General features: G+C 74.0%; 24 protein-coding genes. 10 read left to right on the forward strand and 14 right to left on the reverse strand.

Annotated features, from left to right (window positions below; all coding sequences use genetic code 11):
• From AOM04_RS08415 to AOM04_RS08425, 3 genes are all read right to left on the reverse strand, one after another.
• On the reverse strand, nucleotides 1-576 hold the full coding sequence (locus AOM04_RS08415; RefSeq protein ID WP_062464312.1) for a hypothetical protein: 576 nt from the start codon (nucleotides 574-576) through the stop codon (nucleotides 1-3).
• A 189-nt stretch (nucleotides 577-765) separates the two neighbouring features.
• Nucleotides 766-1,350 (reverse strand): hypothetical protein, encoded by a 585-nt coding sequence (locus AOM04_RS08420; protein ID WP_062464313.1) that lies wholly within the window; start codon nucleotides 1,348-1,350, stop codon nucleotides 766-768.
• A 117-nt stretch (nucleotides 1,351-1,467) separates the two neighbouring features.
• The gene (locus tag AOM04_RS08425; protein ID WP_062464314.1) at nucleotides 1,468-2,046 is read right to left on the reverse strand and encodes a TetR/AcrR family transcriptional regulator; all 579 of its coding nucleotides are present in this window, start codon (nucleotides 2,044-2,046) and stop codon (nucleotides 1,468-1,470) included.
• Between the two features lie 107 nt (nucleotides 2,047-2,153).
• On the opposite strand from AOM04_RS08425, the gene AOM04_RS08430 reads away from it, so the two are divergent.
• The 3 genes from AOM04_RS08430 to AOM04_RS08440 are packed head-to-tail and all read left to right on the forward strand — an operon-like array spanning nucleotide 2,154 to nucleotide 6,449.
• On the forward strand, nucleotides 2,154-4,391 hold the full coding sequence (locus AOM04_RS08430) for an exo-beta-d-1,3/1,6-glucosidase (RefSeq protein WP_062464315.1): 2,238 nt from the start codon (nucleotides 2,154-2,156) through the stop codon (nucleotides 4,389-4,391).
• Between the two features lie 4 nt (nucleotides 4,392-4,395).
• On the forward strand, nucleotides 4,396-5,652 hold the full coding sequence (locus AOM04_RS08435) for an MFS transporter (RefSeq protein WP_062464316.1): 1,257 nt from the start codon (nucleotides 4,396-4,398) through the stop codon (nucleotides 5,650-5,652).
• Between the two features lie 38 nt (nucleotides 5,653-5,690).
• Complete coding sequence (locus tag AOM04_RS08440; protein ID WP_062464317.1) at nucleotides 5,691-6,449, forward strand: fructosamine kinase family protein; 759 nt, start codon at nucleotides 5,691-5,693, stop codon at nucleotides 6,447-6,449.
• Here AOM04_RS08440 and AOM04_RS08445 read toward each other — a convergent pair.
• Complete coding sequence (locus tag AOM04_RS08445) at nucleotides 6,446-7,090, reverse strand: MBL fold metallo-hydrolase (protein ID WP_062464318.1); 645 nt, start codon at nucleotides 7,088-7,090, stop codon at nucleotides 6,446-6,448. The two genes, AOM04_RS08440 and AOM04_RS08445, sit on opposite strands and share 4 nt — an antisense overlap.
• 190 nt (nucleotides 7,091-7,280) lie before the next feature.
• Between AOM04_RS08445 and AOM04_RS08450 the strand changes: the two genes are divergently transcribed.
• From AOM04_RS08450 to AOM04_RS08470, 5 genes are read left to right on the forward strand one after another with little or no spacing between them, the layout of a single operon-like run.
• Nucleotides 7,281-8,468, forward strand: a complete 1,188-nt coding sequence (locus tag AOM04_RS08450; protein ID WP_062464319.1) for an LLM class flavin-dependent oxidoreductase — start codon at nucleotides 7,281-7,283, stop codon at nucleotides 8,466-8,468.
• An 8-nt stretch (nucleotides 8,469-8,476) separates the two neighbouring features.
• Nucleotides 8,477-8,965 carry a MarR family winged helix-turn-helix transcriptional regulator gene (locus tag AOM04_RS08455; protein WP_062464320.1) on the forward strand — a complete coding sequence of 163 codons (489 nt, stop codon included), beginning with the start codon at nucleotides 8,477-8,479 and terminating at the stop codon, nucleotides 8,963-8,965.
• The gene (locus AOM04_RS08460; protein ID WP_062464321.1) at nucleotides 8,962-9,666 is read left to right on the forward strand and encodes a CE1759 family FMN reductase; all 705 of its coding nucleotides are present in this window, start codon (nucleotides 8,962-8,964) and stop codon (nucleotides 9,664-9,666) included. Before AOM04_RS08455 ends, AOM04_RS08460 begins: the two co-directional genes overlap by 4 nt.
• Nucleotides 9,666-9,956, forward strand: a complete 291-nt coding sequence (locus tag AOM04_RS08465) for a GNAT family N-acetyltransferase (RefSeq protein WP_062464322.1) — start codon at nucleotides 9,666-9,668, stop codon at nucleotides 9,954-9,956. Before AOM04_RS08460 ends, AOM04_RS08465 begins: the two co-directional genes overlap by 1 nt.
• The gene (locus AOM04_RS08470; protein ID WP_062464465.1) at nucleotides 9,953-10,933 is read left to right on the forward strand and encodes a pirin family protein; all 981 of its coding nucleotides are present in this window, start codon (nucleotides 9,953-9,955) and stop codon (nucleotides 10,931-10,933) included. The genes AOM04_RS08465 and AOM04_RS08470 overlap by 4 nt, the downstream gene beginning before the upstream one ends.
• Here AOM04_RS08470 and AOM04_RS08475 read toward each other — a convergent pair.
• From AOM04_RS08475 to AOM04_RS08485, 3 genes are read right to left on the reverse strand one after another with little or no spacing between them, the layout of a single operon-like run.
• Nucleotides 10,908-11,909, reverse strand: a complete 1,002-nt coding sequence (locus AOM04_RS08475; RefSeq protein WP_062464323.1) for a glycerate kinase family protein — start codon at nucleotides 11,907-11,909, stop codon at nucleotides 10,908-10,910. The two genes, AOM04_RS08470 and AOM04_RS08475, sit on opposite strands and share 26 nt — an antisense overlap.
• 2 nt (nucleotides 11,910-11,911) lie before the next feature.
• Complete coding sequence (locus AOM04_RS08480) at nucleotides 11,912-12,568, reverse strand: NAD(P)-binding domain-containing protein (protein WP_228373671.1); 657 nt, start codon at nucleotides 12,566-12,568, stop codon at nucleotides 11,912-11,914.
• A 21-nt stretch (nucleotides 12,569-12,589) separates the two neighbouring features.
• Nucleotides 12,590-13,516, reverse strand: coding sequence for a hypothetical protein (locus AOM04_RS08485; RefSeq protein WP_062464324.1), 927 nt, complete (start codon nucleotides 13,514-13,516; stop codon nucleotides 12,590-12,592).
• Between the two features lie 187 nt (nucleotides 13,517-13,703).
• Here AOM04_RS08485 and AOM04_RS08490 point away from each other — a divergent pair, with 187 nt between their 5' ends.
• On the forward strand, nucleotides 13,704-15,212 hold the full coding sequence (locus tag AOM04_RS08490) for a DHA2 family efflux MFS transporter permease subunit (protein WP_082104511.1): 1,509 nt from the start codon (nucleotides 13,704-13,706) through the stop codon (nucleotides 15,210-15,212).
• A gap of 26 nt (nucleotides 15,213-15,238) precedes the next feature.
• Here the strand turns inward: AOM04_RS08490 and AOM04_RS08495 are convergent, their stop codons facing one another.
• From AOM04_RS08495 to AOM04_RS08515, 5 genes are all read right to left on the reverse strand, one after another.
• Entirely contained in the window at nucleotides 15,239-15,727 is a 489-nt protein-coding gene (locus AOM04_RS08495) for an NUDIX hydrolase (protein WP_062464325.1), read from the reverse strand.
• A 49-nt stretch (nucleotides 15,728-15,776) separates the two neighbouring features.
• On the reverse strand, nucleotides 15,777-16,265 hold the full coding sequence (locus tag AOM04_RS08500; RefSeq protein ID WP_062464326.1) for an NUDIX hydrolase: 489 nt from the start codon (nucleotides 16,263-16,265) through the stop codon (nucleotides 15,777-15,779).
• A gap of 49 nt (nucleotides 16,266-16,314) precedes the next feature.
• Nucleotides 16,315-17,073, reverse strand: coding sequence for an SGNH/GDSL hydrolase family protein (locus tag AOM04_RS08505; protein ID WP_062464327.1), 759 nt, complete (start codon nucleotides 17,071-17,073; stop codon nucleotides 16,315-16,317).
• Between the two features lie 61 nt (nucleotides 17,074-17,134).
• Nucleotides 17,135-18,829 (reverse strand): FAD-binding protein, encoded by a 1,695-nt coding sequence (locus AOM04_RS08510; protein ID WP_062464328.1) that lies wholly within the window; start codon nucleotides 18,827-18,829, stop codon nucleotides 17,135-17,137.
• 89 nt (nucleotides 18,830-18,918) lie between these two features.
• Nucleotides 18,919-19,902, reverse strand: coding sequence for a zinc-binding alcohol dehydrogenase family protein (locus tag AOM04_RS08515; RefSeq protein ID WP_062464329.1), 984 nt, complete (start codon nucleotides 19,900-19,902; stop codon nucleotides 18,919-18,921).
• Nucleotides 19,903-19,957: 55 nt separating this feature from the next.
• Here AOM04_RS08515 and AOM04_RS08520 point away from each other — a divergent pair, with 55 nt between their 5' ends.
• The gene (locus tag AOM04_RS08520; RefSeq protein ID WP_062464330.1) at nucleotides 19,958-20,791 is read left to right on the forward strand and encodes an HAD family hydrolase; all 834 of its coding nucleotides are present in this window, start codon (nucleotides 19,958-19,960) and stop codon (nucleotides 20,789-20,791) included.
• Between the two features lie 4 nt (nucleotides 20,792-20,795).
• Here the strand turns inward: AOM04_RS08520 and AOM04_RS08525 are convergent, their stop codons facing one another.
• Nucleotides 20,796-21,149: a GntR family transcriptional regulator gene (locus tag AOM04_RS08525; RefSeq protein ID WP_062464331.1), complete on the reverse strand. Its 354-nt coding sequence runs from the start codon at nucleotides 21,147-21,149 to the stop codon at nucleotides 20,796-20,798.
• A complete protein-coding gene (locus tag AOM04_RS08530) occupies nucleotides 21,133-22,122 on the reverse strand; it encodes a DUF1648 domain-containing protein (RefSeq protein ID WP_156160666.1) in 990 nt (329 codons plus the stop codon). Before AOM04_RS08530 ends, AOM04_RS08525 begins: the two co-directional genes overlap by 17 nt.
• Between the last annotated feature and the right edge of the window lie 2 nt (nucleotides 22,123-22,124).

Below are 22,124 nucleotides of genomic sequence, written 5' to 3' on the forward strand. Positions count from 1 at the left end.
CTAGACCAGCCAGCTCTTCTCGCCGACGAGGCCACGCCACCACTTCCCGATGCCGATGGTCTGGTGCTCGAGCTCCAGGTACACCGCGGAGAAGATGGCCAGGATGTAGATGATGTGCTCGTCGAACAGGGGGTTGGTCGACGGGAACATCTGCGTCATGTACATGAACAGCAGCATGAGGCCGCCGGCCCACGCCGCGACCTTGGTGCCGATGCCGAGCATGAGCGCGAGACCGACGCCCAGCAGGCCGAGCATGAACGGCCAGTCGGTCCACCGGTCGGCGCCCAGGTTGACGAAGAAGTCGTGGAACGGGCTGTTCACGTTGCCCGCGTACACGAGGTAGCCCTCGGTGACGTGCCCGCCCTTGACCCACGCGCTGTCGCACAGGGTGGAGATGGAGTAGCTGCCGTCGTCGTTCGTGGTGCGACACGTGGAGTACCCCAGGCCCAGGAGCTTGTCCAGGAAGGCCCAGAGGAAGTAGAAGCCCAGCACGATGCGCGTCAGGCTCAACATGACCCAGCCGAACTTGCTGCCCGTCTGACTGGTCGTGGTGGTGGTCGGTTCGGTGCTGCTCATCATTGCCTCCTGGGGATGCGATGCGGTGCGGTCCGAGGCCCTTGGCCCCACGGACGCCGTTGTCCGCACCGCCCACGCTACGCCGGATCGCGCATCGTCGCTGGAAGCGGACGAAAACGCGGGCCGCCTCGGGGGAAGCACAACGGGGCCCCGCGGATCGCGCGGGGCCCCGTGAGCACTGCAGGGAGGCTAGACCAGCCAGGCGTTCTTCTGCACGATGGGGAGCTTCCTCCACCAGGTGCCGAGCCCGACGTCCTGACGGGCGAGCTCGACGTGCACGATGCCGAGGATCGCGACGATGTAGATGATGTGCTCGTCGAGGATCGGGTTGGTGGCGGGCCACATCTGCGTCATGTACATGAAGAGCAGCATGAGCATCGAGGACCAGGCGGCGACGCGGGTGCCGATGCCGAGCATGAGGGCCAGGCCGATGCCGAGCAGGCCGAGCATGAAGATCCAGTCGGTCCAGCGCTGCGCGCCGAGGTTCACGAAGAAGTCGTGGAACGGGCTGTTGGTGTTGCCGCCGTAGACCAGGTAGCCCTCGGTGACGTGGCCGCCGTTGATCCACGCCTTGTCGCAGAACGCGTCGATGGTGACGGCGCCGCTCTCCGCGACGGTGCGGCAGGTCGAGAACCCGAGGCCCAGAAGCTTGTCGAGGAAGGCCCACAGGAAGTAGAAGCCGAGCCCGATGCGGGTGACGCTGAGCATGACCCAGCCGAGCTTGCTTCCAGTGGTGGCGGTCGCGCTCTCGGCGACCTGCGAGTTGACTGCCATTGTCGTTCTCCTTTGTCGCGGACCTTGTGGGCCCTGGGCACCGGGGTAGCGCCTACGAGAACGCTATGGCCGCGACATCACCGCTGGCAGGGACCAGGGTCCCAGATTCATGCGCAGTCATGGGAATTGTGCGGACAGGTGCGCCTCGACCGCCGCGACCATGTCCACCGACGGGTCCAGCAGCCACTGGACCTGGAGCCCATCCATGACCGCGACGAGCTGCGCGGCCGCCAGGCCGGCCCCTCCGACGGGCTCGCGCGCGCCGTCCTCGACGGCCTCGCGGTAGGCCCGCGCGACGGCCGCGCGCAGGTTCGCGTAGCGGCGCGCGAAGTACGCGTGGGCGGGATGGCCCGCGTCCGTCGCCTCGGCGGACAGGGTCGCGTAGAGGGAGACGATGCCGGGGCGGCCGACGTTGCGCCTCACCGTCGCGACGAGCTCGTCGAGCAGCGCCCGCCCGCGCAGCTCGTCGAAGCTGACGGCGCGACCCTCGGTGTCGTCGCGGCGCTCGAGGACGGCCATGAGCAGCGCCGCCTTGGTCGGGAAGTGGTAGATCAGCGCCGGGTGGGTCAGCCCGCAGCGCGCCGCGATCTCGCGCACCGAGGTGCCCTGGAAGCCCGCCTCGGCGAACGCCTGGGTCGCCGTGTCGAGGATGTGCTCGCGCGTGGCCCCGCCGCGGTCCGACAGCTCTCTCGCCATGCCCCGCCCCCCGTCCCGACCTCGCGGTCGCATCGTTTCGAGCATTGTTTTACCATGTGGTAGAACTCATCCCAGAGTAGCCCACCGCCGCGCGAGAGGATCCGCCCATGACCACCCCGTACCTCGACCCGTCGCTGACGACCGCCGCGCGCGTCGCCGACCTCCTCGGCCGCATGACGCTCGCCGAGAAGGTGGGCCAGATGATCCAGATGCACACGTACGACGGCGTGCCCCATCTCATCGAGGAGATGCACGTCGGCTCGATCCTGCACGCCTCCCCCGAGCGCCTCGCGCAGGCCCACGCCCTCGTCGCGGAGACGCGCCTGCGCATCCCGCTGCTCATCGGCGAGGACTGCATCCACGGCCACTCGTTCTTCAAGGGCGCGGAGATCTACCCGACGCAGCTGGGCATGGCCGCGACCTTCGACGCGGGCCTGCTCGAGCGCGTCGCGCGCGCCACCGCCGTCGAGGTCTCGGCGACCGGCATCCACTGGACCTTCTCCCCCGTGCTGTGCATCGCGCGCGACCTGCGCTGGGGCCGCGTGTCCGAGACCTTCGGCGAGGACCCCTACCTGCTGGGCGAGCTCGGCGCCGCGATGGTACGCGGCTACCAGGGCGACGGCCTGTCCGACCCGACCGCGATCCTCGCGACCGCGAAGCACTTCGCGGGCTACTCCGAGACCCAGGGCGGCCGCGACGCCTCCGAGGCCGACATCTCGCGCCGCAAGCTGCGCTCCTGGTACCTGCCGCCCTTCGAGCGCGTCGCGCGCGCCGGCTGCGGCACGTTCATGCTCGGCTACCAGGCCACCGACGGCGTGCCGATCACCATCAACGAGTGGCTCCTGGGCGACGTGCTGCGCGGCGAGTGGGGCTACGAGGGCACCCTCATCACCGACTGGGACAACGTCGGCAACCTCGTGCGCGAGCAGCGCCTCTTCCCCGACTACGCGCAGGCCGCCGCCGCGGCCGTCAACGCGGGCAACGACATGATCATGACCACGCCCGCGTTCTTCCAGGGCGCGCAGGACGCCGTCGCGCAGGGCCTGCTCGAGGAGTCGCGCATCGACGAGGCCGTCGCGCGCATCCTCACCCTGAAGTTCGACCTCGGCCTGTTCGAGGACCCGCGCCTCGCGGACGTCGAGCGCCAGGCCGCGGTGATCGCCCAGCCCGCGCATCGTGCCCTCAACCTCGAGGTCGCGCGCCGCTCGCTCGTGCTGCTCGAGAACGACGGCACCCTGCCGCTCGCCGCGGACCGCCCGCTGCGCCTGGCCGTCGTCGGCCCCAACGCCGACGACCCCGACACCACGCTCGGCGACTGGGCCGGCGCGTCCGGCCAGGCCGACTGGCTCATGGAGGGCCACCCGCGCGAGATGATCGCGACCGTGCTCGACGGCCTGCGCGCGCTCGCGCCCGCGGGCTCGGAGGTCACGTACGCGAAGGGCGCCGAGATCATCACCACCGGCCCCGACCCCAAGGGCGCCTACTTCCCCGACGGCCAGCCGCGCCCGCACATCGCGTTCCCCGTCGAGCCCGACGCCGCCATGATCGCGGAGGCCGTCGCGGCCGCGCAGGGGGCCGATGCGGTGGTCGCCGTCGTGGGCGACCGCATCCAGCTGGTGGGCGAGGGCAAGTCGACCGCGACCCTCGAGCTGCTCGGCGGCCAGGTCGCGCTGCTCGACGCCCTCGTGGAGACCGGCACGCCGGTGATCCTCGTGGTGCTCGCCTCGAAGCCGCACGTGCTGCCCGCGTCCGCGGACCGCGCCGCGGCCGTGATCTGGGCCGCGAACCCCGGCATGGCCGGCGGCACCGCGGTCGCCGAGCTCCTCCTGGGCGCGATCGAGCCCAGCGGCCGCCTGCCGATCTCGTGGCCGCGCCACGTGGGCCAGCAGCCCACGTTCTACAACCAGATCGACGCGCAGCACGGCTACCGCTACGCCGACCTCACGCAGGACCCGCGCTGGGTGTTCGGCGACGGCCTGTCGTACTCGTCGGTCGCCTACGCCGACCTGCGCCTCGCCGCGACGGAGCTCACCGCCGCCGACACGATCGAGGCGACCGTCACCGTCACCAACACCGGCGACCGCCCCGTGCTCGAGACCGTCCAGGGCTACGTCCGCGACGTCAACACGTCGGCCACGTGGGCCGACCGCGAGCTCAAGGCCGTCGCGCACGTAACGATCGAGCCGGGCGCATCCGCGGAGGTCGCGCTTCGGATCGCCGTCGCCGACTGCACGATCGTGAACGCGCGCGGCGAGCGCGTGGTCGAGCCGGGCGCGTTCCAGGTGCTCGTCGGCCCCACCTCGCGCCTGTCCGACCTGCTCACCGCGGACCTCTCGGTAGCGTGACGCCATGACGGTCCCCACCCCCGCCGCCGCGGTCGCGCCTCACCTCAGGCGCGCCCGCATCGGCGTGTCGATGATCTTCTTCACCAACGGCATCGTGCTGGGCGGCTTCGCGCCGCGTGTGCCCGAGATCCGCGCGTCTCTCGGCATCTCGTACGGCACGCTCGGCGTCGCCATGGCGATGTGGTCGGTCGGCGCGCTCGCGCTCGGCCTCCTCGCGGCCGTGATGATCCGGCGCTTCGGCTCCGCGAGGGTCGCGACGATCACGATGGCGGTGAGCGCCACGGCCATGCTCGCCGCGGGCCTCGCCCCGAACGTGTGGACGTTCGGCGCCGCGCTGTTCGTGGTCGGCGTCACCGACGCGTGGGTGGACGTCTCGCAGAACGCCCATGGCCTCGAGGTGCAGAAGCTCTACAAGCGCTCGATCCTCAACGCGTTCCACGGCCTGTGGTCCATCGGCGCCGTCGCGGGCGGCCTCATGGGAGGCGCCGCCGCGGGCCTCGGGATCGCGGTGCCGTGGCAGTTCGCGGCGTCGCTCGCGATCGTCGTGGCGGCGAACCTGGTCGCCTACCCGATGCTCCTCAAGAAGGACACTGCGACCCCGGACGAGGTCGACCACGCCGCCGACGAGGCCGCCGTCCCGCAGCACACGCCGCTGCGCCAGATCCCGGTGAGGGTGTGGGGCACGCTGCTGGCGCTCACCGTCATCGCGATCGCGGGCGGCTGGGCCGAGGACGCCGCCGCGACCTGGTCCGCCAGCTACCTCACCGACGAGCTGCTCGCCGGCGCGACGCTGGCTTCGCTCGCGTTCGTGTCGATGCAGGGCTTCCAGTTCGTGGGCCGCATGGTCGGCGACCGCATGGTCGACCGCTGGGGCCAGCGCGCCGTGGCACGCTTCGGCGGCGTCCTCGTCGCGGTGGGCATGGGCCTCGCGCTCGCCTTCCCGTCGGCCTGGGGCACCATCGCGGGCTTCGGCGCGGCCGGCTTCGGCGTGGCCACGCTCATCCCGGGCGCGATGCACGCCGCGGACGAGCTCCCCGGCCTCCGCGCGGGCACCGGCCTGACGATCCTGTCGTGGCTGCTGCGCCTCGCGTGGCTGCTGTCGCCGCCCGTCGTCGGTGCGATCGCCGACGCCACGTCGCTGCGCGTGGGCCTCACCCTCGTGCCGGTCTTCGGGATCCTGGTGGTGGTGTTCGCGGGCAGCATGGCGCCGCGCAAGGAGACCGCGCCCTCCGCCGCCCTTCGGGACGCTCAGTCCTCCTGAATCGCCTCCGCGGCCGGATCTCGGGACACTGAGTCCTCATGACCGTCACCAAGGCCGACCCCGCCGCCCCGCCCGGCTTCTTCGAGGCGGAGGCGGCGGGGCTGCGCTGGCTCGCCGAGGCGGGCGGCGCCCACGTCGCGCGCGTCGTCGACGTGGCCCCCGGGCGCATCGTCCTCGAGCGGATCGCGCACGCCCGCCCTACCCCCGCGGCCGCCCGCACCTTCGGTCGCGACTTGGCACGCACGCACGCGGCCGGCGCGGCGGCGTTCGGCGCGCGCCCGGACGGCTGGGCCGGGCCGCTCTTCATCGGCAGCCGCGAGATGCCCGCGCTCACCTCCCCGACCTGGGGCGCGTTCTACGCCGAGGCCCGCGTGCGACCCTTCATCGACCCCGCGCTCGCCGCCGGGTTCCTCGCCCCGGACGAGGCGCGCATCGTCCACCGCGCGTGCGACGCCATCGCGGACGGCGCGTTCGACGACGACGCCCCGCCCGCGCGGATCCACGGCGACCTGTGGGCCGGCAACGTCCTCTTCTCCCCCGCGGGCATGGTGCTCATCGACCCGGCCGCGCACGGCGGCCACCCGGAGACGGACCTCGCGATGCTCGCGCTGTTCGGGCTGCCTTTCCTGGACGATGCGCTCGCCGGGTACGCCGACGAGGCGCCCCTGCGCGTCGGCTGGCGGACCCGCGTGCCCCTCCACCAGCTGCACCCGCTGGCCGTCCACGCCGCGGGGCACGGGAGGGGCTACGGGGTCGCACTGGCGGACGCGGCCGCGGCGGTGCTGCGGCTCGCCTAGAGCTCGACCGACTCCCCCGGAGCGAGCCGCTCGACCGACACCGGCACCAGCGCCCCGGCGCTCAGGAACCGCGTCGCCGAGGCCAGCCCGATCTCGGACAGCATCGCGTCGTGGATCTGGAAGGCCCGTACGGGTGCGACCGCGCGCACGAGGTCCGCGGCATCCCCGAAGCGCGCCCACGGCCCGCTCACCGGCACGAGCAGCACCTCGACGTCGACGGGCGGCGCCTCGTACGAGTCGCCGGGGTGGAACACCCGCCCGTCGACCACGTACCCGACGTTCTCGAACAGCGGCAGGTCGGGGTGGATGACGGCGTGCGTGCCGCCGTGCACCGTCACGGACAGCCCGCCCGCGGAGAACGCGTCGCCGGGCGCGACCGCCGTCACCTGCGCCGGGAACCGCTCCTCCCACTCCGCCACCACCGACGCGGGGCCGAACACGCGCAGCTCGGGCCGCGCCGCGAGCGCGTCGAGGATCGGCTCGGCATCCACATGGTCGGGATGCACGTGCGTGTAGAGCACGGCGGGCGCGGCGGCGATGAGGGCGGCCGAATCCGGCTCGTAGACGCCGGGGTCGACCAGCAGGCTCCCCGCATCGGAGGCGAGCGAGACGCACGCGTGGACATGCTTGGTGAGACGCATACCCCCAGTTCACCACGCGCATCGTCCCGCGCCGGCCAATGCCCCGAAGGTCCCGGGCGCACGCGCCCGCGCGCCGGTGGAATAGATCCGAGGGGCTGGCGTTGATTACATGCGTACGCATATAATCGGCGGCATCGGCCGGGGCGAAGGTCCCGGGCCCGGCAGCGACAGCCCCCGAAGGAGGCACACCATGCAGTTCGGCATCATGTCCGTCTCGGACATCACGCGCGACCCCGTCAGCGGCCACACGCCCTCGGAGGCGGAGCGCATCAAGAACATCGTCCGCATCGCGGTCCACGCCGAGGAGGTGGGCCTCGACGTCTTCGCCGTCGGCGAGCACCACAACCCGCCGTTCTTCTCCTCCTCCCCCACCACCCTGCTCAGCCACATCGCGGCCCTCACCGAGCGCCTCGTGGTCACCACCTCCACGACGCTCATCACCACGAACGACCCCGTGCGCCTCGCCGAGGAGTACGCGATGCTGCAGCACCTCTCGGGCGGCCGCATGGACCTCATGCTCGGCCGCGGCAACACCGCGCCGGTGTACCCGTGGTTCGGCCAGGACATCCGCCAGGGCCTGCCGCTCGCGCTCGAGAACTACAACCTGCTGCACCGCCTGTGGCGCGAGGACGTCGTGGACTGGGAGGGCCAGTTCCGCACCCCGCTGCAGGGCTTCACCTCGACGCCGCGCCCGCTCGACGACGTCGCGCCGTTCGTGTGGCACGGCTCGATCCGCACCCCGGAGATCGCCGAGCAGGCCGCCTTCTACGGCAACGGCTACTTCGCGAACAACATCTTCTGGCCCAAGGAGCACTACCAGCGCCTCATCCGCTTCTACCGCCAGCGCTTCGAGCACTACGGCCACGGCACCCAGAAGCAGGCGATCGTCGGGCTCGGCGGCCAGGCGTTCATCGCGAAGAACAGCCAGGACGCGCACGACCAGTTCCGCCCGTACTTCAACGAGGCCCCCGTCTACGGCAACGGCCCGACGATGGAGGACTTCGAGTCCATGACGCCGCTGAGCGTCGGCAGCCCGCAGGAGGTCATCGACAAGACCCTGACCTTCCGCGACGCGTTCGGTGACTACCAGCGCCAGCTGTTCCTCGTGGACCACGCGGGCCTGCCCGTCGACATGGTCCTCCACCAGCTCGACCTGCTCGGCGAGCACGTCGTGCCCGTCCTGCGCGCGGAGCTCGAGAGCCGCCGCGACCCCGAGGCGCCGGCGAACCCGCCGTCGCACGCGGACCTCGTCACGGCCAAGTACGGCGACGAGTCCCCGCGCCAGCCGCGTCCCAACGCCAACCGCGGCGACAACGTCACGGGCGGCTCCCCGTACCAGGACTCCGAGACCGCCGTCTCGGAGTACCCGACGCTCTAGGAGGGACGATGTCCACCGCACCCGACGCTCCCGCCGTCACCCGCGCATCGTCCCGGGGCCGCACGCGGCTCGCGAACGAGGCCTGGGAGGCCGCGTTCACCGCGCACTCGACGCTCATGCGCCGCTTCGCCGAGGAGGACGTGTGGGCGGGCCTGTCGATGCGGGAGTACGACGTCCTCTACACCCTGTCCAAGTGCGACGGGCCGCAGCGGCTCGGCGACCTCGGCGCCCACGTGCTGCTCAGCCAGCCCGGGCTGTCGAGGCTCGTCGACCGCCTGGTCGAGCGCGGGCTCATCAGCCGCTGCGTCGACCCGACCGACAAGCGCGCGGCGCACCTCAGCCTCACGGACGAGGGGCGCGCGATCCAGCGCACGGTGGGCCGCGCGCACGGCGCGTCCGTCGCCGCGGCCATGACGGCCCGCCTCACCGACGAGGAGCTCACGCTCCTCGAGACCCTCTCCCGCAAGCTCATCTCCGACCCCGAGGAGACCCCATGACCGACTACCGCCTCGTCGTCGTCAGCGCCGGCGTGTCCGACCCCTCGTCCACGCGTCTGCTCGCCGACCGCGCCACCCAGCGCGTGACCGACCTCGCCCGCGAGCGGGGCCACGCCGTGTCCATCACCACGGTCGACCTGCGCGAGCTGCTGCAGGAGCTGCCCGCGGCGCTGTCGAGCCAGCTGCTCGGCCCGCGCTTCACCCGCGCGATCGACGCGCTCGGCGCGGCCGACGCCATCGTCGCCGCCACGCCCGTCTACAAGGCGGGCGCGTCCGGCCTGTTCACGAGCTTCTTCCAGGTGCTCGACAACGACCTCCTCATCGGCAAGCCCGTCATCCTCGCCGCGACGGCGGGCACCGCGCGCCACGCGCTCGTGGTCGACGAGGAGATGCGCGCGCTGTTCGCCTACCTGCGCGCACTCCCGGTCCCGACGAGCCTGTTCGCGTCGACCGAGGACTGGACCGACACCGCGCTCGGCACGCGCATCGACCGCGCCGCGCGGGAGCTGGTGCTGCTGATGGAGTCCGGCTTCGCGCGTGCCGTGAGGGACGATGCGTGGGGCGCCTACCAGCACACCTACGGCTCGGCGGGCGGCACGGAGCTGGACATCGACCTGGACTCCGACATGATGAGGTTGGCAACCGGCGGCTCGCTCCGCACGAGCGCCGAGGACGACCCGTTCGACCCCAGGAGGGCGTGATGACCGTCGAGGTGACCCGCGTCGCGGACGCCGGCCGCTACGAGATCACGGTGGACGGCACCCTCGCGGGGGTGGCCGAGTTCCGCTTGCGGTCGGGGCGCATCGTCTTCACGCACACCGTGATCGACGAGGCCTTCGAGGGCCGCGGGCTGGGCTCGACGCTCGCCCGGGAGGCCCTCGCCGACGCGGTCGCGCGCGGCGAGGTGATCGTGCCCCTGTGCCCGTTCATCCACGACTACCTCGAGCGCCACGACGTGCCCGGCGCCGACGTGGAGTGGCCGGCCGCATGACCCGCCTGGACGCCGGACCCGTGCCCGAGGTGCTCTGCCCCGGCGCGGGCCGGCGTCCCGGGCCCGTCGCGACGGTGCTCGAGCCGCGCGACGTGCCCCTGGGCGGCCTGCGCGCGATGACCGTCCGCCGCTCCCTGCCCCAGCGGGGGCTCACGACCATCGGCGCGTGGTGCTTCCTCGACCGGTTCGGCCCGCAGGAGGCGCGCATGCGGGTCGAGCCCCACCCCCACATGGGCCTTCAGACCGTCACCTGGCCCCTGACCGGGGAGATCCGCCACCGCGACTCGCTCGGCTCCGACGCGGTGCTGCGGCCCGGCGCGCTCAACCTCATGACCGCGGGCCACGGCGTCGCGCACTCCGAGTACTCGCTCGGCGAGGCGCCTGTGGCCCTCGACGCCCTTCAGCTGTGGGTCGCGCTGCCCGAGGAGGCACGCCACGGCGCCGCCGCGTTCGAGTCGCACGCGGCCCTGCCCGAGGCGGCCCTCGGCGACGGCGCCGTCGCGACGGTCATCCTCGGCACGCTGGCCGGTGTGACCTCGCCCGCCACCACGTACACGCCCATCGTCGGCGCCCAGGTCTCGCTCGCGCCCGGCGCGAGCGTCGCCCTGCCGCTCGACCCGGCGTGGGAGCACGGCCTCGTGCCCCTCGCGGGCGACCTCGCGGTCGCTGACGGTTCGGGGACGCTCCCGGCGGCGCCGGAGGGCGGCATCCTCTACCTCGGCACGGACCGGGATGCCGTGACCCTGACGTCCGTGCACGGCGCCACCGTGGTGCTGCTCGGCGGCGAGCCGTTCCCCGACGACGTGATCATGTGGTGGAACTTCGTCGCGCGCGACCACGACGAGATCGTCGCCGCGCGCGACGCGTGGAACGGCGACGACGGCCGCTTCGGCACGGTCCCCGGCCACGGCGACGTCCGCATCCCCGCGCCGCCCCTGCCGGAGGTGCGGCTCAAGCCGCGTCGGCGCGGGGCGTGAGCTCGCGCGCGGCCGCCCGTCCCGCGTCCTCGAGCCACCGCTCCGGCTCCACCATCGCCGCCTCGCGCGAGCCCGCGAGCACCGTCAGCGACGCCGACCACACGCCCGGGTCCTCCGCGACCTCGCCGGCGATCACCGCGACGCGCGGGAACGCCGCGAGCGCGTGCCCGGCCACCTTCCCGCCGCGGGACTGCGCGTCGAAGCGCCCCTCGCCCGTGATGACCAGGTCGGCGGCGCGCCCGGCCTCCTCGAGGCCGGTGAGGCGCGCGATCTCGGGCGCGCCCTCGCGCAGCGTGGCGCCCCACGCGAGCAGCGCGTAGCCCACTCCCCCGGCGGCGCCCGCGCCGGGCACGTCCGGGTCCGCGCCGAGCCGCGCCGCGACCCCCGCGAGCCTCGCCTCGAGGGCCGCGACCTCGAGCGGCGTGGCGCCCTTCTGGGGTGCGAACACCGCGGCCGCCCCGTCGGGCCCGAGCAGCGGCGCCCGCACGTCGGTGAGCGCGATCGCTCCGCCGGGAGGCGGGCGCCGGTCGCCCAGCGCCTCGAGCATCGGCAGCCCGCCGTCCGTGGAGGCCGAGCCCCCGAGCGTCACCACGAGCCGCTCGCAGCCCGCGTCGAGCACGCGCGCGATCACCTCGCCCAGGCCTCGCGAGGTCGCGCCGAGCGGGTCGAGGGCGGGCATGAGCCCGATCCCCGCGACCATCGCGAGCTCGACCACGGCGGTGCCGTCGAGGAGGTCGAGGTAGACGCCTCCCGTGCGGTCACCCGACGGGCCCGTGATCACGCCGACGCTGCGCGGCACGGCCCGCGGGACGGCCCTCATGAGGGCCCGCAGCGTGCCCTCGCCGCCGTCGGCCTGCGGCAGCTCGACCACCGCATCGTCCGGGCGCACGTCCCGCCAGCCGCGCGCGATCGCCGCCGCGGCCCGTTCCGCGGGGCACGAGCCCTTGAACGAGTCGGGCGCGACCACGAGGCGCATCGTCACGCCTCCTCGCGCGCCCGCGCGACCACGCGGCCCCGCTGCGAGCGCGGGAAGCGCTCGAGCATGGCGCGGATCTCCGCCGCGGTGGCGTCGGAGCCGAAGATCTCCGTGGGCGGCTCGAACGCGACGCCGGCGGCGAGGGGGCCGGCGTCGACCGGGTCGAAACCGAGCGCGTCGACGAGCGCCGCCACGGCCGCCCGGTCGGCCGCGTCGTCGCCCGCGACCGCGAGGCCGCGCCGCTCGGGGTGGCCCGCGGGGCGCCCGAGGTTCTCGAGCTCCCACACGCTCGCATGGCCGAACGCCTTGACCACGCGCGCGCCCGCGAGGAACGCCTGCACCGTCTCCGAGGTCGAGGTCGTCGGGTCGTCGAGGTCGGGGCGCGCGCCGTCGAGCTCCCACCAGTAGTTCATCGCGTCGACCACGAGCCGGCCGCGCAGCAGGTCCGCGGGCAGCGTCCGGTACCGCCCCAGCGGGATCGCGAGCACCACCACGTCGGCCGCGCACGCCGCGGCCGGGTCGTCGGTGGACGATGCGACGGTCGCCTCGAGCCCCGCCGCCCGGCAGGCGCGCGCGAGGGCGGCACCCACGCGCCCGGCACCCAGGATGCCCACCGTCCGGGGCGGGGCGGTCACGGTCGTCTCGCGCGCATCGTCCACGCGCACGAGGCTACCGACGCGTCACGGCCGTGCGACCTCGACCACGGCGTACACGCCGTCGTCGGCGAGGCACACGAGGGCGTCCGCGACGGGGATCCCCGCCACGGCGAGCAGGGCGGCGACGTCCTCGAGCGTGCGGCGCCTCACCGGGGGCCACGCGACCACCCCCGACGGCCGCGGGCGCTCCTCGAGCATCGTCGAGAACACGAACGAACCGCCCGGGCGCACGAGCGCGTACGCCTCCGCGAGCGCGGAGGCCGCCTCGTGCGGCTCGACCGAGTCGAGCAGGCCGAGCGCCTCGACCAGGTCCTGGGTCTCGGCGCCGATGCGGGCGGCGAGCCCGTCGAACGGCGACGCCGCGATGAACTCGTGGGCCGCGGGGTCGATCCCGTGCCAGAGCGCCACGCGGCGGCTCGCGGCGAGCACGTCGGTGCACGTCTCGACGAACGTCGCGAACACGTCGGCGCGCGCGTCCGCGGCCGCGCTCATCGCGCCGATGAGCGGGAACGCAGGGCCGCACGCGAGGCTGGTCCAGCGCACCGTGCGGTCGACGTCGATGACGGAGCGCACCGCGAGCCACTGCAGCACCCGGGCGCGGACGCGGACCGCGCGGGCGTCGACGTCGTGGGTGAGGTGGCGGCGCAGGGTGCCGTCGAGCGTGGCGCCGGAGAACGGCGCGACCCCGTCGGCGAGCGTCGACAGGCGTGCCGCGTGCGGCACGTAGACGTTGGGCAGCGCCGCGGGCGTGCCCACGCGCGCGGACCACTCCGCGAACACGCCGGTCGAGACCGGCGAGAGATGCGTGCCGGGGTCCGGCGACTCGTCGTCGGACTCGTCCCCGACCGCCAGTCGCAGCGCCCTCAGCCCTGACGGATGGAGCGCGGCCTCCCTTACCCGCACGTCGCGCCTCTCGAAGCGTCGCGCGGCCCCCTCAGCCGTGTGCACCATCAGAACCTCGCATCCCCCGCCGGCCGGCGGTCCCCCAGGACGAATGTGCCGGCGGGGTGCGCCGCCGGCGGTTGGCTTGAACGATGTTATGCGCGCCTCCGCCGCCTGACAAGCGCGGGCCGTGCCGCCGGGGTCCCCCGGACTGGGGGCTGACGCGATGTCGGACCCCCGGCGCACAATGGTCCGCATGACCGACGACCTGGTGACCCGCGACCGCGACGACGACGAGGTACGGGCTCGCGCCGCGGTCGGGAGCGCCTCGGAGCGCGACCCGGCGACGGCACGGCGGGACTCGATCGTCATCTGGGTGCTCATCGTCGCGGCCTTCGTGGTGATCCTCAACGAGACCGTCATGGGCGTCGCGATCCCCCACCTCATGGAGGACCTCGGCATCACCGCGGTCGCGGCGCAGTGGCTCACCACGGCGTTCCTGCTGACCATGTCGATCGTGATCCCGATCACGGGCTTCCTGCTCCAGCGCTTCCCCACGCGACCCGTGTTCCTCACCGCCATGTCGCTGTTCACGGCTGGCACCGTCGGCGCGGCGCTCGCGCCCGGCTTCGAGGCGCTGCTCGCGGCGCGCGTGGTGCAGGCGGGCGGCACCGCGATCATGCTGCCGCTGCTCATGACCACCGTGATGCAGCTCGAGCCGCCCGCGACGCGCGGGCGCCGCATGGGGTCCATCTCCGTGGTGATCTCCGTCGCGCCCGCGATCGGGCCCACCATCTCGGGCCTCATCCTCACGACGTTCTCGTGGCGCTTCATGTTCGTGTTCGTCGCCCCGATCGCGGCGGCCGTGCTGGTGATCGGGTGGCGCCTCATGCGCAACGTGACGGAGCCCAAGGAGGCCCCGATCGACGCGCTGTCCATCGTGCTGTCCGCGGTCGGCTTCGGCGGGATCGTGTTCGGGCTGAGCCGCATCGGCGAGGCGCAGGGCGAGGGCGTGCCGCTGTCCGCGATCGCCTGGATCGTCGTCGGGGCCCTCGCGATCGCGGCGTTCGTGTGGCGGCAGATCGTGCTGCAGCGCGTCGACGACGCGCTGCTCGACCTGCGCACCTTCCGCGAGCGCACGTTCGCGGTGTCGATCGTGATGTTCGTCATCATGATGATGGCGCTGTTCGGGATGATCATCCTGCTGCCGCTGTTCATGCAGGAGGTGCTGGGCCTGAGCGTGCTGCAGAGCGGGCTCATGCTGCTGCCCGGCGGCCTGCTCATGGGCCTGTGCGCGCGCCCCGTGGGGCGTGCGGTCGACCGCTTCGGTCCGCGCGTGCTGCTCGTGCCGGGCGCCGCGATCCTCGCGGCCGGGCTGTGGGTGCTCGCCGCGATCCTCGACGCGTCGACGCCGTGGTGGGCCCTGCTGGCCTGCCATGTGACCCTGAGCGCGGGGCTCGCGCTGATGTTCACGCCGCTGTTCACGGCGAGCCTCGGCGCGCTGCCGCGCACGCTGTACTCGCACGGCTCCGCGACCGTGTCGACCATGCAGCAGGTCGCCGGCGCCGCGGGCACGGCGCTGTTCGTGTCGACGATGGCCGCGGTCGCGGGCGCCCGCACGGCCGAGGGCGCCGCCCCGCTCGACGCGGCCGCGGCCGGCATCGCGACGTCGTTCGCGATCGCCGCGGGGCTCGCGACGTGCGCGGTGGTGGCGGCCTTCTTCATCCAGCGCCCCGTCGACGCGCCGGAGCACGTGGGCCACTAGCCGTCGCGCCCGCGTGGGCGCGCGGCTCAGGACTCGAAGCGCGTGACGGACCCCGGCGCGAGGGCGGCCTCGAGGCGCGCCGCCATCTCGGGCGACATGGGCGGCAGCGCGTCGACGTCGAACCACGCGACCTCGGAGTTCTCGCCGTCGGCGGGGAACGGCTCGCCGCTGACGTAGCGGCACCGGAACGTGAGGTCGAGGAACTGCACCTGGTCGCCGTTGGGATAGGTCGCGGGCGCCTGCACGTGGACCCACGCGAGCACCTCCGGCACGGCGACCACGCCGGCCTCCTCGAGCAGCTCCCGCGCGGCCGCGACCGCGGGCTGCTCCCCCGGGTCGATGATGCCGCCGATGGTGCCCCACGTGCGGAAGTCCGAGCGATGCGCGAGCAGCACCTCACGCGCTCCGGGACGCGAGGCCGAGTCGCGCACCACGACGGCGGTCGCGCTCATGAGCCACAGGCGCTGGGAGCCGACCCTCTCGCGCAGCTCGAGGATGAAGTCCGGGGTCGCCATGCGGCCACGCTACCCCGGCGCGCCGGGCCGCGACCAGGACGGACGGCGGTCAGAGGGTCCAGCGGCACACGTCGTCGTCGACCAGGCACGCGGCGATGCGGTTCGCCATGTCCTCGGGCATGTCGGGCATCTCGTCGAGCTCGAACCACGCCGCCTCGGTGTTCTCGCCGTCCGCGGGGAACGGCTCACCCGACACGTAGCGGCACCGGAACGTGAGGTCCAGGTACTGGGCGCGGTCGCCGTTGTCGTACTCCATCGGCGGCAACGCGTGCACCCACATGAGCGCCTCGGCCACGGCCACGACGTCGGCCTCCTCGAGGCACTCGCGCACGGCCGCGACCGCGGGCTCCTCGCCTGGATCGACGATGCCCGTGACCGGCGTCCACCAGCCGTTGTCCGCGCGCTTGACGAGCAGCACCTGCCGCGAGCCATCGCGCTCGGGCGAGGGGCGCAGCACCACGGCCGTCGCGGCGGGCAGCCACAGCAGGTCGGTGCCGATCTTGGAGCGCAGGTCGAGGATGAACTCAGGGATCGCCATGGCGTCACGCTACCGCGCGCCGCGCGCGGCCCCGCCGTCCCCCGTGGCGTCAGGCGGCGGGGGCCTCGATCGTCACCCACGTCGGATGCTTGGGCACGCGGCCGTCGCCCGACGAGCGCCCGGTGAGGCGGCGCCCGATCCACGGCAGCACGTAGCGGCCCACGTAGCGGGCCTGCTCCACCGCCCCGGGCCGGGACGGCCCGCCCGCGGGCGCGATCGGGAGGTCGGTCTCGACCCCGAGCGCGCCGAGGACGCGCGCGGCGACGCGCGAGTGCCCGAGCGGGTTGAGGTGGAGGCGGTCGTCGTCCCAGTACGCGGCGCGGCGCATCTCCGGGTCGCGGTAGTTGTCGACGAACGTCACGTCGGGGCGCTCGGCGACCAGGGTGTCGACGATCCCCATGAGCTCATCGGCGCGCGTCGCGAACGTCCGCCCGCGGGGCAGCCGCTCCGTCGGGTCGGGGCCCGAGAGGATCACCAGGCGCACGCCGGCGTCCGTGCAGCCGTCCACCACGCGCCGCATGAGCTCCTCGATGCGGGCGGCGTCCCAGCCGGGCCGCATCATGTCGTTGCCGGAGCCGTTGAAGGTCATGACGTCGGGCAGCGGGTCGAGTGCGAGGGCCGCGTCGAGCTGCTCGGTCGCGATGGGCTCGATCAGCCGGCCGCGGATCGCGAGGTTCGCGTACTCCACGGATCCGTGCGCCTGCGCGAGCCCGATCGCCACGAGGTCCGCCCAGCCGCGCACGCCGCCGTCCGGCTGCGGGTCGCCGACGCCCTCGGTGAAGCTGTCCCCGATCGCCACATATCTCACGTCTGTCGAGGGTAGCGCGCCGAGGGGAGCGGCCGTGACGCCGCTCCCCTCGGCGGGCCCGTCAGGCCCGGACCGTCGCGTCCGCCCCGGCGGCGGGCGAGGCCTCGCGCGAGGCCGCGTGCTTGCCGGCGAGGTAGCCGAACACGAGCGCCGGGCCCAGCGTCGAGCCGGCGCCCGGGTACGTGCGGCCGCACACGGACGCGCTGGTGTTGCCGGCGGCGTAGAGCCCCTCGATGACCCTGCCCGCGGTGTCGAGCACGCGTGCGTGCTCGTCGGTGAGGAGCCCGCCCTTGGTGCCGAGGTCGCCCAGCACGATCTTGATCGCGACGAAGGGTCCGTGCGCGATCTCACCCAGGTTGGGGTTCGGGCCGTGCCCGGGGTCGCCGTAGTAGTTGTCGTAGGCGTCATGCCCGCGGTGGAAGTCGCGGTCCACGCCGTCGCGGGCGAAGGCGTTGAAGCGCTGCACGGTCGCCTTGAACGTGTCCTTGTCGACGCCCATCTTGTCGGCGAGCTCCTCGAGCGTGTCCGCCTTGACCGCGACGCCCTCCTCGTAGAACGTCTTCGCGCCCATGAGGAACGCGTTGTTGAGGTAGCGACGGCGGTGGCGCACGTCGAGCACCATCCACGAGTGGTTGGTGCGCTCGAGCCCACGCTCGATCATCGCGTGGCCGAAGTCGACGTAGCTGGTCGACTCGTCGACGTAGCGGCTGCCCTCCTGGTCCACCACCATCGAGAACGGCATGGACCGCTCGGAGACGATGAAGATCGGGCCGGACTTCGACGTGGGCGCCACCGACGGGCCCCACCACGCATCGTCCATGAGCGCGACGCCGGCGCCGTGGCGCATCGCGATCGCGATCGCGGTGCCCAGGTTCTCCGGGTTGCCCGACGACGCCTCGACGTCGAGCCCCTGGTACTCCTTGCGCCACTCGGCGTTGTGGTCGAAGCCGCCGGCGCCCAGGTGGACGCCGCGGCGCGCGCGGATGCGGCGCTCGCCGTCCGGGCCCGCGACCACGGCGCCCACGCACGCGCCGTCCTCGATCACGAGGTCCGTGAGCGGGGTGGACAGGCGCACGTCGACGCCCTGCTCGACCTTCGCGATCCACATGAGCCGCGCCGCGAGCGACGCTCCCAGACCCGTGAGCCTGCGGCCGGTCACCGCGCCGCCGACGGCGCGGAACACGAAGCGCGCGCCGCCGACCATGCCCGAGAACGTCGACCACGAGCGCGCGAGCAGGTAGGTGTCGCCCGCGAACAGCGGCAGGCCGGGCGGCATCGAGTAGCGCGCGTGGTCGTACCAGTCGCCGAAGCGCTTGGCGTTGAAGGGCGCGGGCTCGACCGTGCGGCCGCCGGCGCGCCCGCCGGGCAGCGTCGGGTAGTAGTCGGGGTACTCCTTGGCGGTCTGCCACACGAGGCCGTGGTCCTCGAGCCACCGGTGGACCACCGGCGAGGTCCGCACGAATGCCCGGCGCCGCTCGAGGGACGATGCGGGACCCACCTCCTCGGGCGTGCCGACACAGGCGTCGAGGTAGGTGAGCACATCGCCCTCGGAGTCGGGCACGCCGATGTCCTTCATCCCCGGATGCGTCGGCAGCCAGCATCCGCCGCCGCTCATGGCGGTCGAGCCGCCCCACTTGTCGGAGCCCTCGACGACGAGGACCTCGAGCCCCTCATCCGCCGCCGCGATCGCCGCGGACATCGCCGCCGCGCCGGTGCCGACCACCAGGAGGTCGACCTCCTCGTCCCACTGCGTCATGCGCCCTCCCCTTCGAGAACCGCACCGGACAGCATTGTCCGGATGCTTCGGCCGACATTACCGGACAAGTCCGTCCGGTTGAAGGGGTCTCAGCCCATCCGCACCACGAGCGAGCCGCGGGCGCGGCCCGCGCGCAGGTCGCCCAGCGCATCGTCCACCCCGTCGAAGCCGTAGGTCGTGACGGCGGGCGCGAGGCGCAGGTTGCGCGCGAGCCGCAGGAACTCGGCGCCGTCCGCCCGCGTGTTGGCGGTGACCGAGCGCAGGTCGCGCTCGTAGAACAGCGAGCGGTCGTAGTCGATCTCGGGGATGGGCGACATGTGGATGCCGGCGCTCACGACGGTGCCGCCGCGCGCGGTCGCGTCGAGCGCCTGGGTGAGGATCGCGCCGACGGGGGCGAACACGATGGCCGAGTCGAGCAGCTCGGGCGGGACCGCGCCCTCTCCCCCGACGTAGTCGAGCTCGAGCTCGCGCGCGAGCGCCTGGTTGCGGTCGCCACGGGTGATCGCGACGACGGTCGCGCCGGCCGCCTTCGCGAGCTGCGCCGTGATCGACGCGCTCGACCCGAAGCCGTAGATGCCGAGCACCCCGCCGGGCGGGAGGTTGGCGCGCCGCAGCGCGCGGAACCCGATGATGCCGGCGCACAGCAGCGGCGCGAGCGCGAGGGCCTCGTCGTCGTGCGGCAGCGGGTAGGCGTACGCCTCGGGCACGGTGAGCAGCTCGGCGTAGCCGCCGTCGCGGTCCCAGCCGGTGAAGGTCGCCTCGGGGCACAGGTTCTCGCGCCCGGACCGGCACCATCGGCACGTTCCGCACGTGCGGTGGAGCCACGCGACCCCGACCCGGTCGCCCACGTCGACGGACCGCGCCGCCTCGCCCGCGCCCACGACCGTGCCCACGACCTGGTGGCCGGGGATCACCCCGGGACGATGCACGTCGAGGTCCCCGTCGATGACGTGCAGGTCCGTGCGGCACACCCCGCATGCCTCGACCCGCACGAGCAGCTCGTCGGCGGCCGGCACCGGGTCGGGCGCCGACTCGCGCCGCAGCCCGCCGTCGCGCACCCTCCAGGCGTCCATGGCGCACCTCCCCGACCAGTGAAGCACCGCGACGCCGCCCCCGTAGCCTGGGCGGGTGACCTCCCCCGCCGCGTCCTCGTCCCACCGCGCCGTCTTCCTCGACGTCGACGGCACCTACGCGCACCACGGCGTGGTGCCCGACGCCCACGTCGAGGCCGTGCGGGCCGCGCGCCGCGCGGGCCACGTCGTGCTGCTGTGCACGGGGCGCCCGCTGTCGCTGCTGCCCGACCGGATCACGGCGGCCGGCTTCGACGGCTACGTCGCGGGCGCGGGCGCGTACGCGGTGCTCGGCGACGAGGTGCTGCTCGACACCCGCTTCCCCGCGGACCTCGCCGCGCGCACGATCGCGGCCCTCGATGCCGCCGGCGCGCTGTTCCTGCTCGAGGGCCCGTACGCGACGCATGCGCGGCCCGCGACCCTCGCGGCGATGGCGGACCACCTGCCCGCGCGCGGCGACGCCGCCGCGGGTCGCCAGGACATCACGGCGTCGATCACCGCCGTCGAGGACGTCGGCGCGGTCGCGTTCGGCAAGGTCACGACGTTCCACGCGGACGCGCCCCTCGCCGAGGTCGCCGCGGCCATCGGGCCCGAGGTCGCGGTCATCCCCAGCTCGATCCCGGACCTGGGCCCCGGGGCGGGCGAGCTGTTCCTCAGCCACGTGCACAAGGCGGTCGGGATCGCCGTCGTCGCGGAGCGGCTGGGGCTCGCGCGCGAGGACGTGGTCGCGTTCGGCGACGGGCTCAACGACCTCGAGATGCTCGCGTACGCGGGCGTGGGCGTCGCGATCGAGGGGGCGGACGATGCGGTGCTCGCGGTCGCGGACCGCGTCGCGCGCGGCCCCTGGGAGGCGGGGCTCGCCGACGCGTTCGTCGAGCTCGGGCTGGCCTGACCCGCTACTCCTCCGCTGCCGCGCGCACGAGCGCGGCCACCGCGTCGGCCCCCACCCCGAGGGCGCGGGCGCGGGCGGCCAGGGCCAGCGCATCGTCCCGCAGCGCGGCGAGCGCTGCCGCGTGGGCCGACACGACGGCGCCGCGGCCGCGCCGCATCTCGACGAGGCCCTCGTCGCGCAGCAGCTGGTAGGCCTTGAGGACGGTGTGGAGGTTGACGTCGAGGGCGTCGGCGACCTCGCGGGCGGCGGGCAGGCGGTCCCCGTCGCGCAGCGTGCCGGCGGCGGCCTGGCCGCGCACCGCGCCCGCGATCTGGTCGTAGAGCGGCTGCGACGACGTCGGGTCAATCCTGAGCAGCATGGGCGGCCTCCCCCGCGGCGGCGAGCACGGCGGCCGCCGTCGGCGCATCGTCCACCGTGACGACGAAGCGGCGGCCCGAGCGGCGCGTGACCTCGACCGCGCGGCCCGCGCGCGTCACGATGGCGGTGGCGCCCGGGATCTGCCGGATCCCGTAGCCGCCGAACTGAGCGAGGCCGTGCACCTCGATCACGGTCACCGACGCGATGTCGGCGGCGGGCACACGCATCCGCACGAGCCCGGCGCCCGACGTGACCGTGAGGCCCGCCGCGTCGACCCGCACGCGGAACACCGTGAAGGTGAACGAGAGCACGGTGAGCAGGACGGCCACCGCGGTGACGATCCCGGCCGCGGCCGCGTCCCCGCCCACCCACATGAGGACCGCGCCGGCCCACGCCGCGAGCGTGGCTGCCACGATGAACGCGAACGCCCACGGGCTCATCTCGGAGCGCCCGAGCCACACGGCGCGCTCGCCCGGTTGCAGCGTGAGAGGTTCGACCGCCGCGGCGGGCGCCGCCACCCCGATCTCGCGCGACTGGGCGAGCCACGCGACGATCCCGACGACCGCGCCGGCGGGGAGCGCCACGAGCATCACGGGGCCGACCCCGCCGGCGTGGTCCGCGGACTCCAGCCCGCGCTGGAGCACGAGCATGCCCGCGAGGAGCGTGCCGAGGAACACCGACAGGCCGGCGGCGACGGCGGGCAGCAGGCGCAGCGTGAAGCCGCGCTCGCCGCGCGCGACGGCCCGCAGGGCGGACACGCCGAGCACGAGCGGCAGGACCCCCGCGACGAGCGCGGTCATGAGCGGCACCGTCCATGCCGGCGCGAAGCCGTTCGGCCCCTGCGGCCCCCAGTGGGTCGCGACCGGGTCGGGCAGGTCGCCCATCGCCACGAGCTCGACCGCGATCGCGGTCAGGGACGCCACGACGGGCGTCACCACCCCGGCGCCCAGCGCCCTCGAGAATGCCTTGCCCACCG

Source organism: Demequina soli (assembly GCF_000971195.1).
In the GTDB taxonomy this organism is placed as follows: Bacteria; Actinomycetota; Actinomycetes; order Actinomycetales; family Demequinaceae; genus Demequina; species Demequina soli.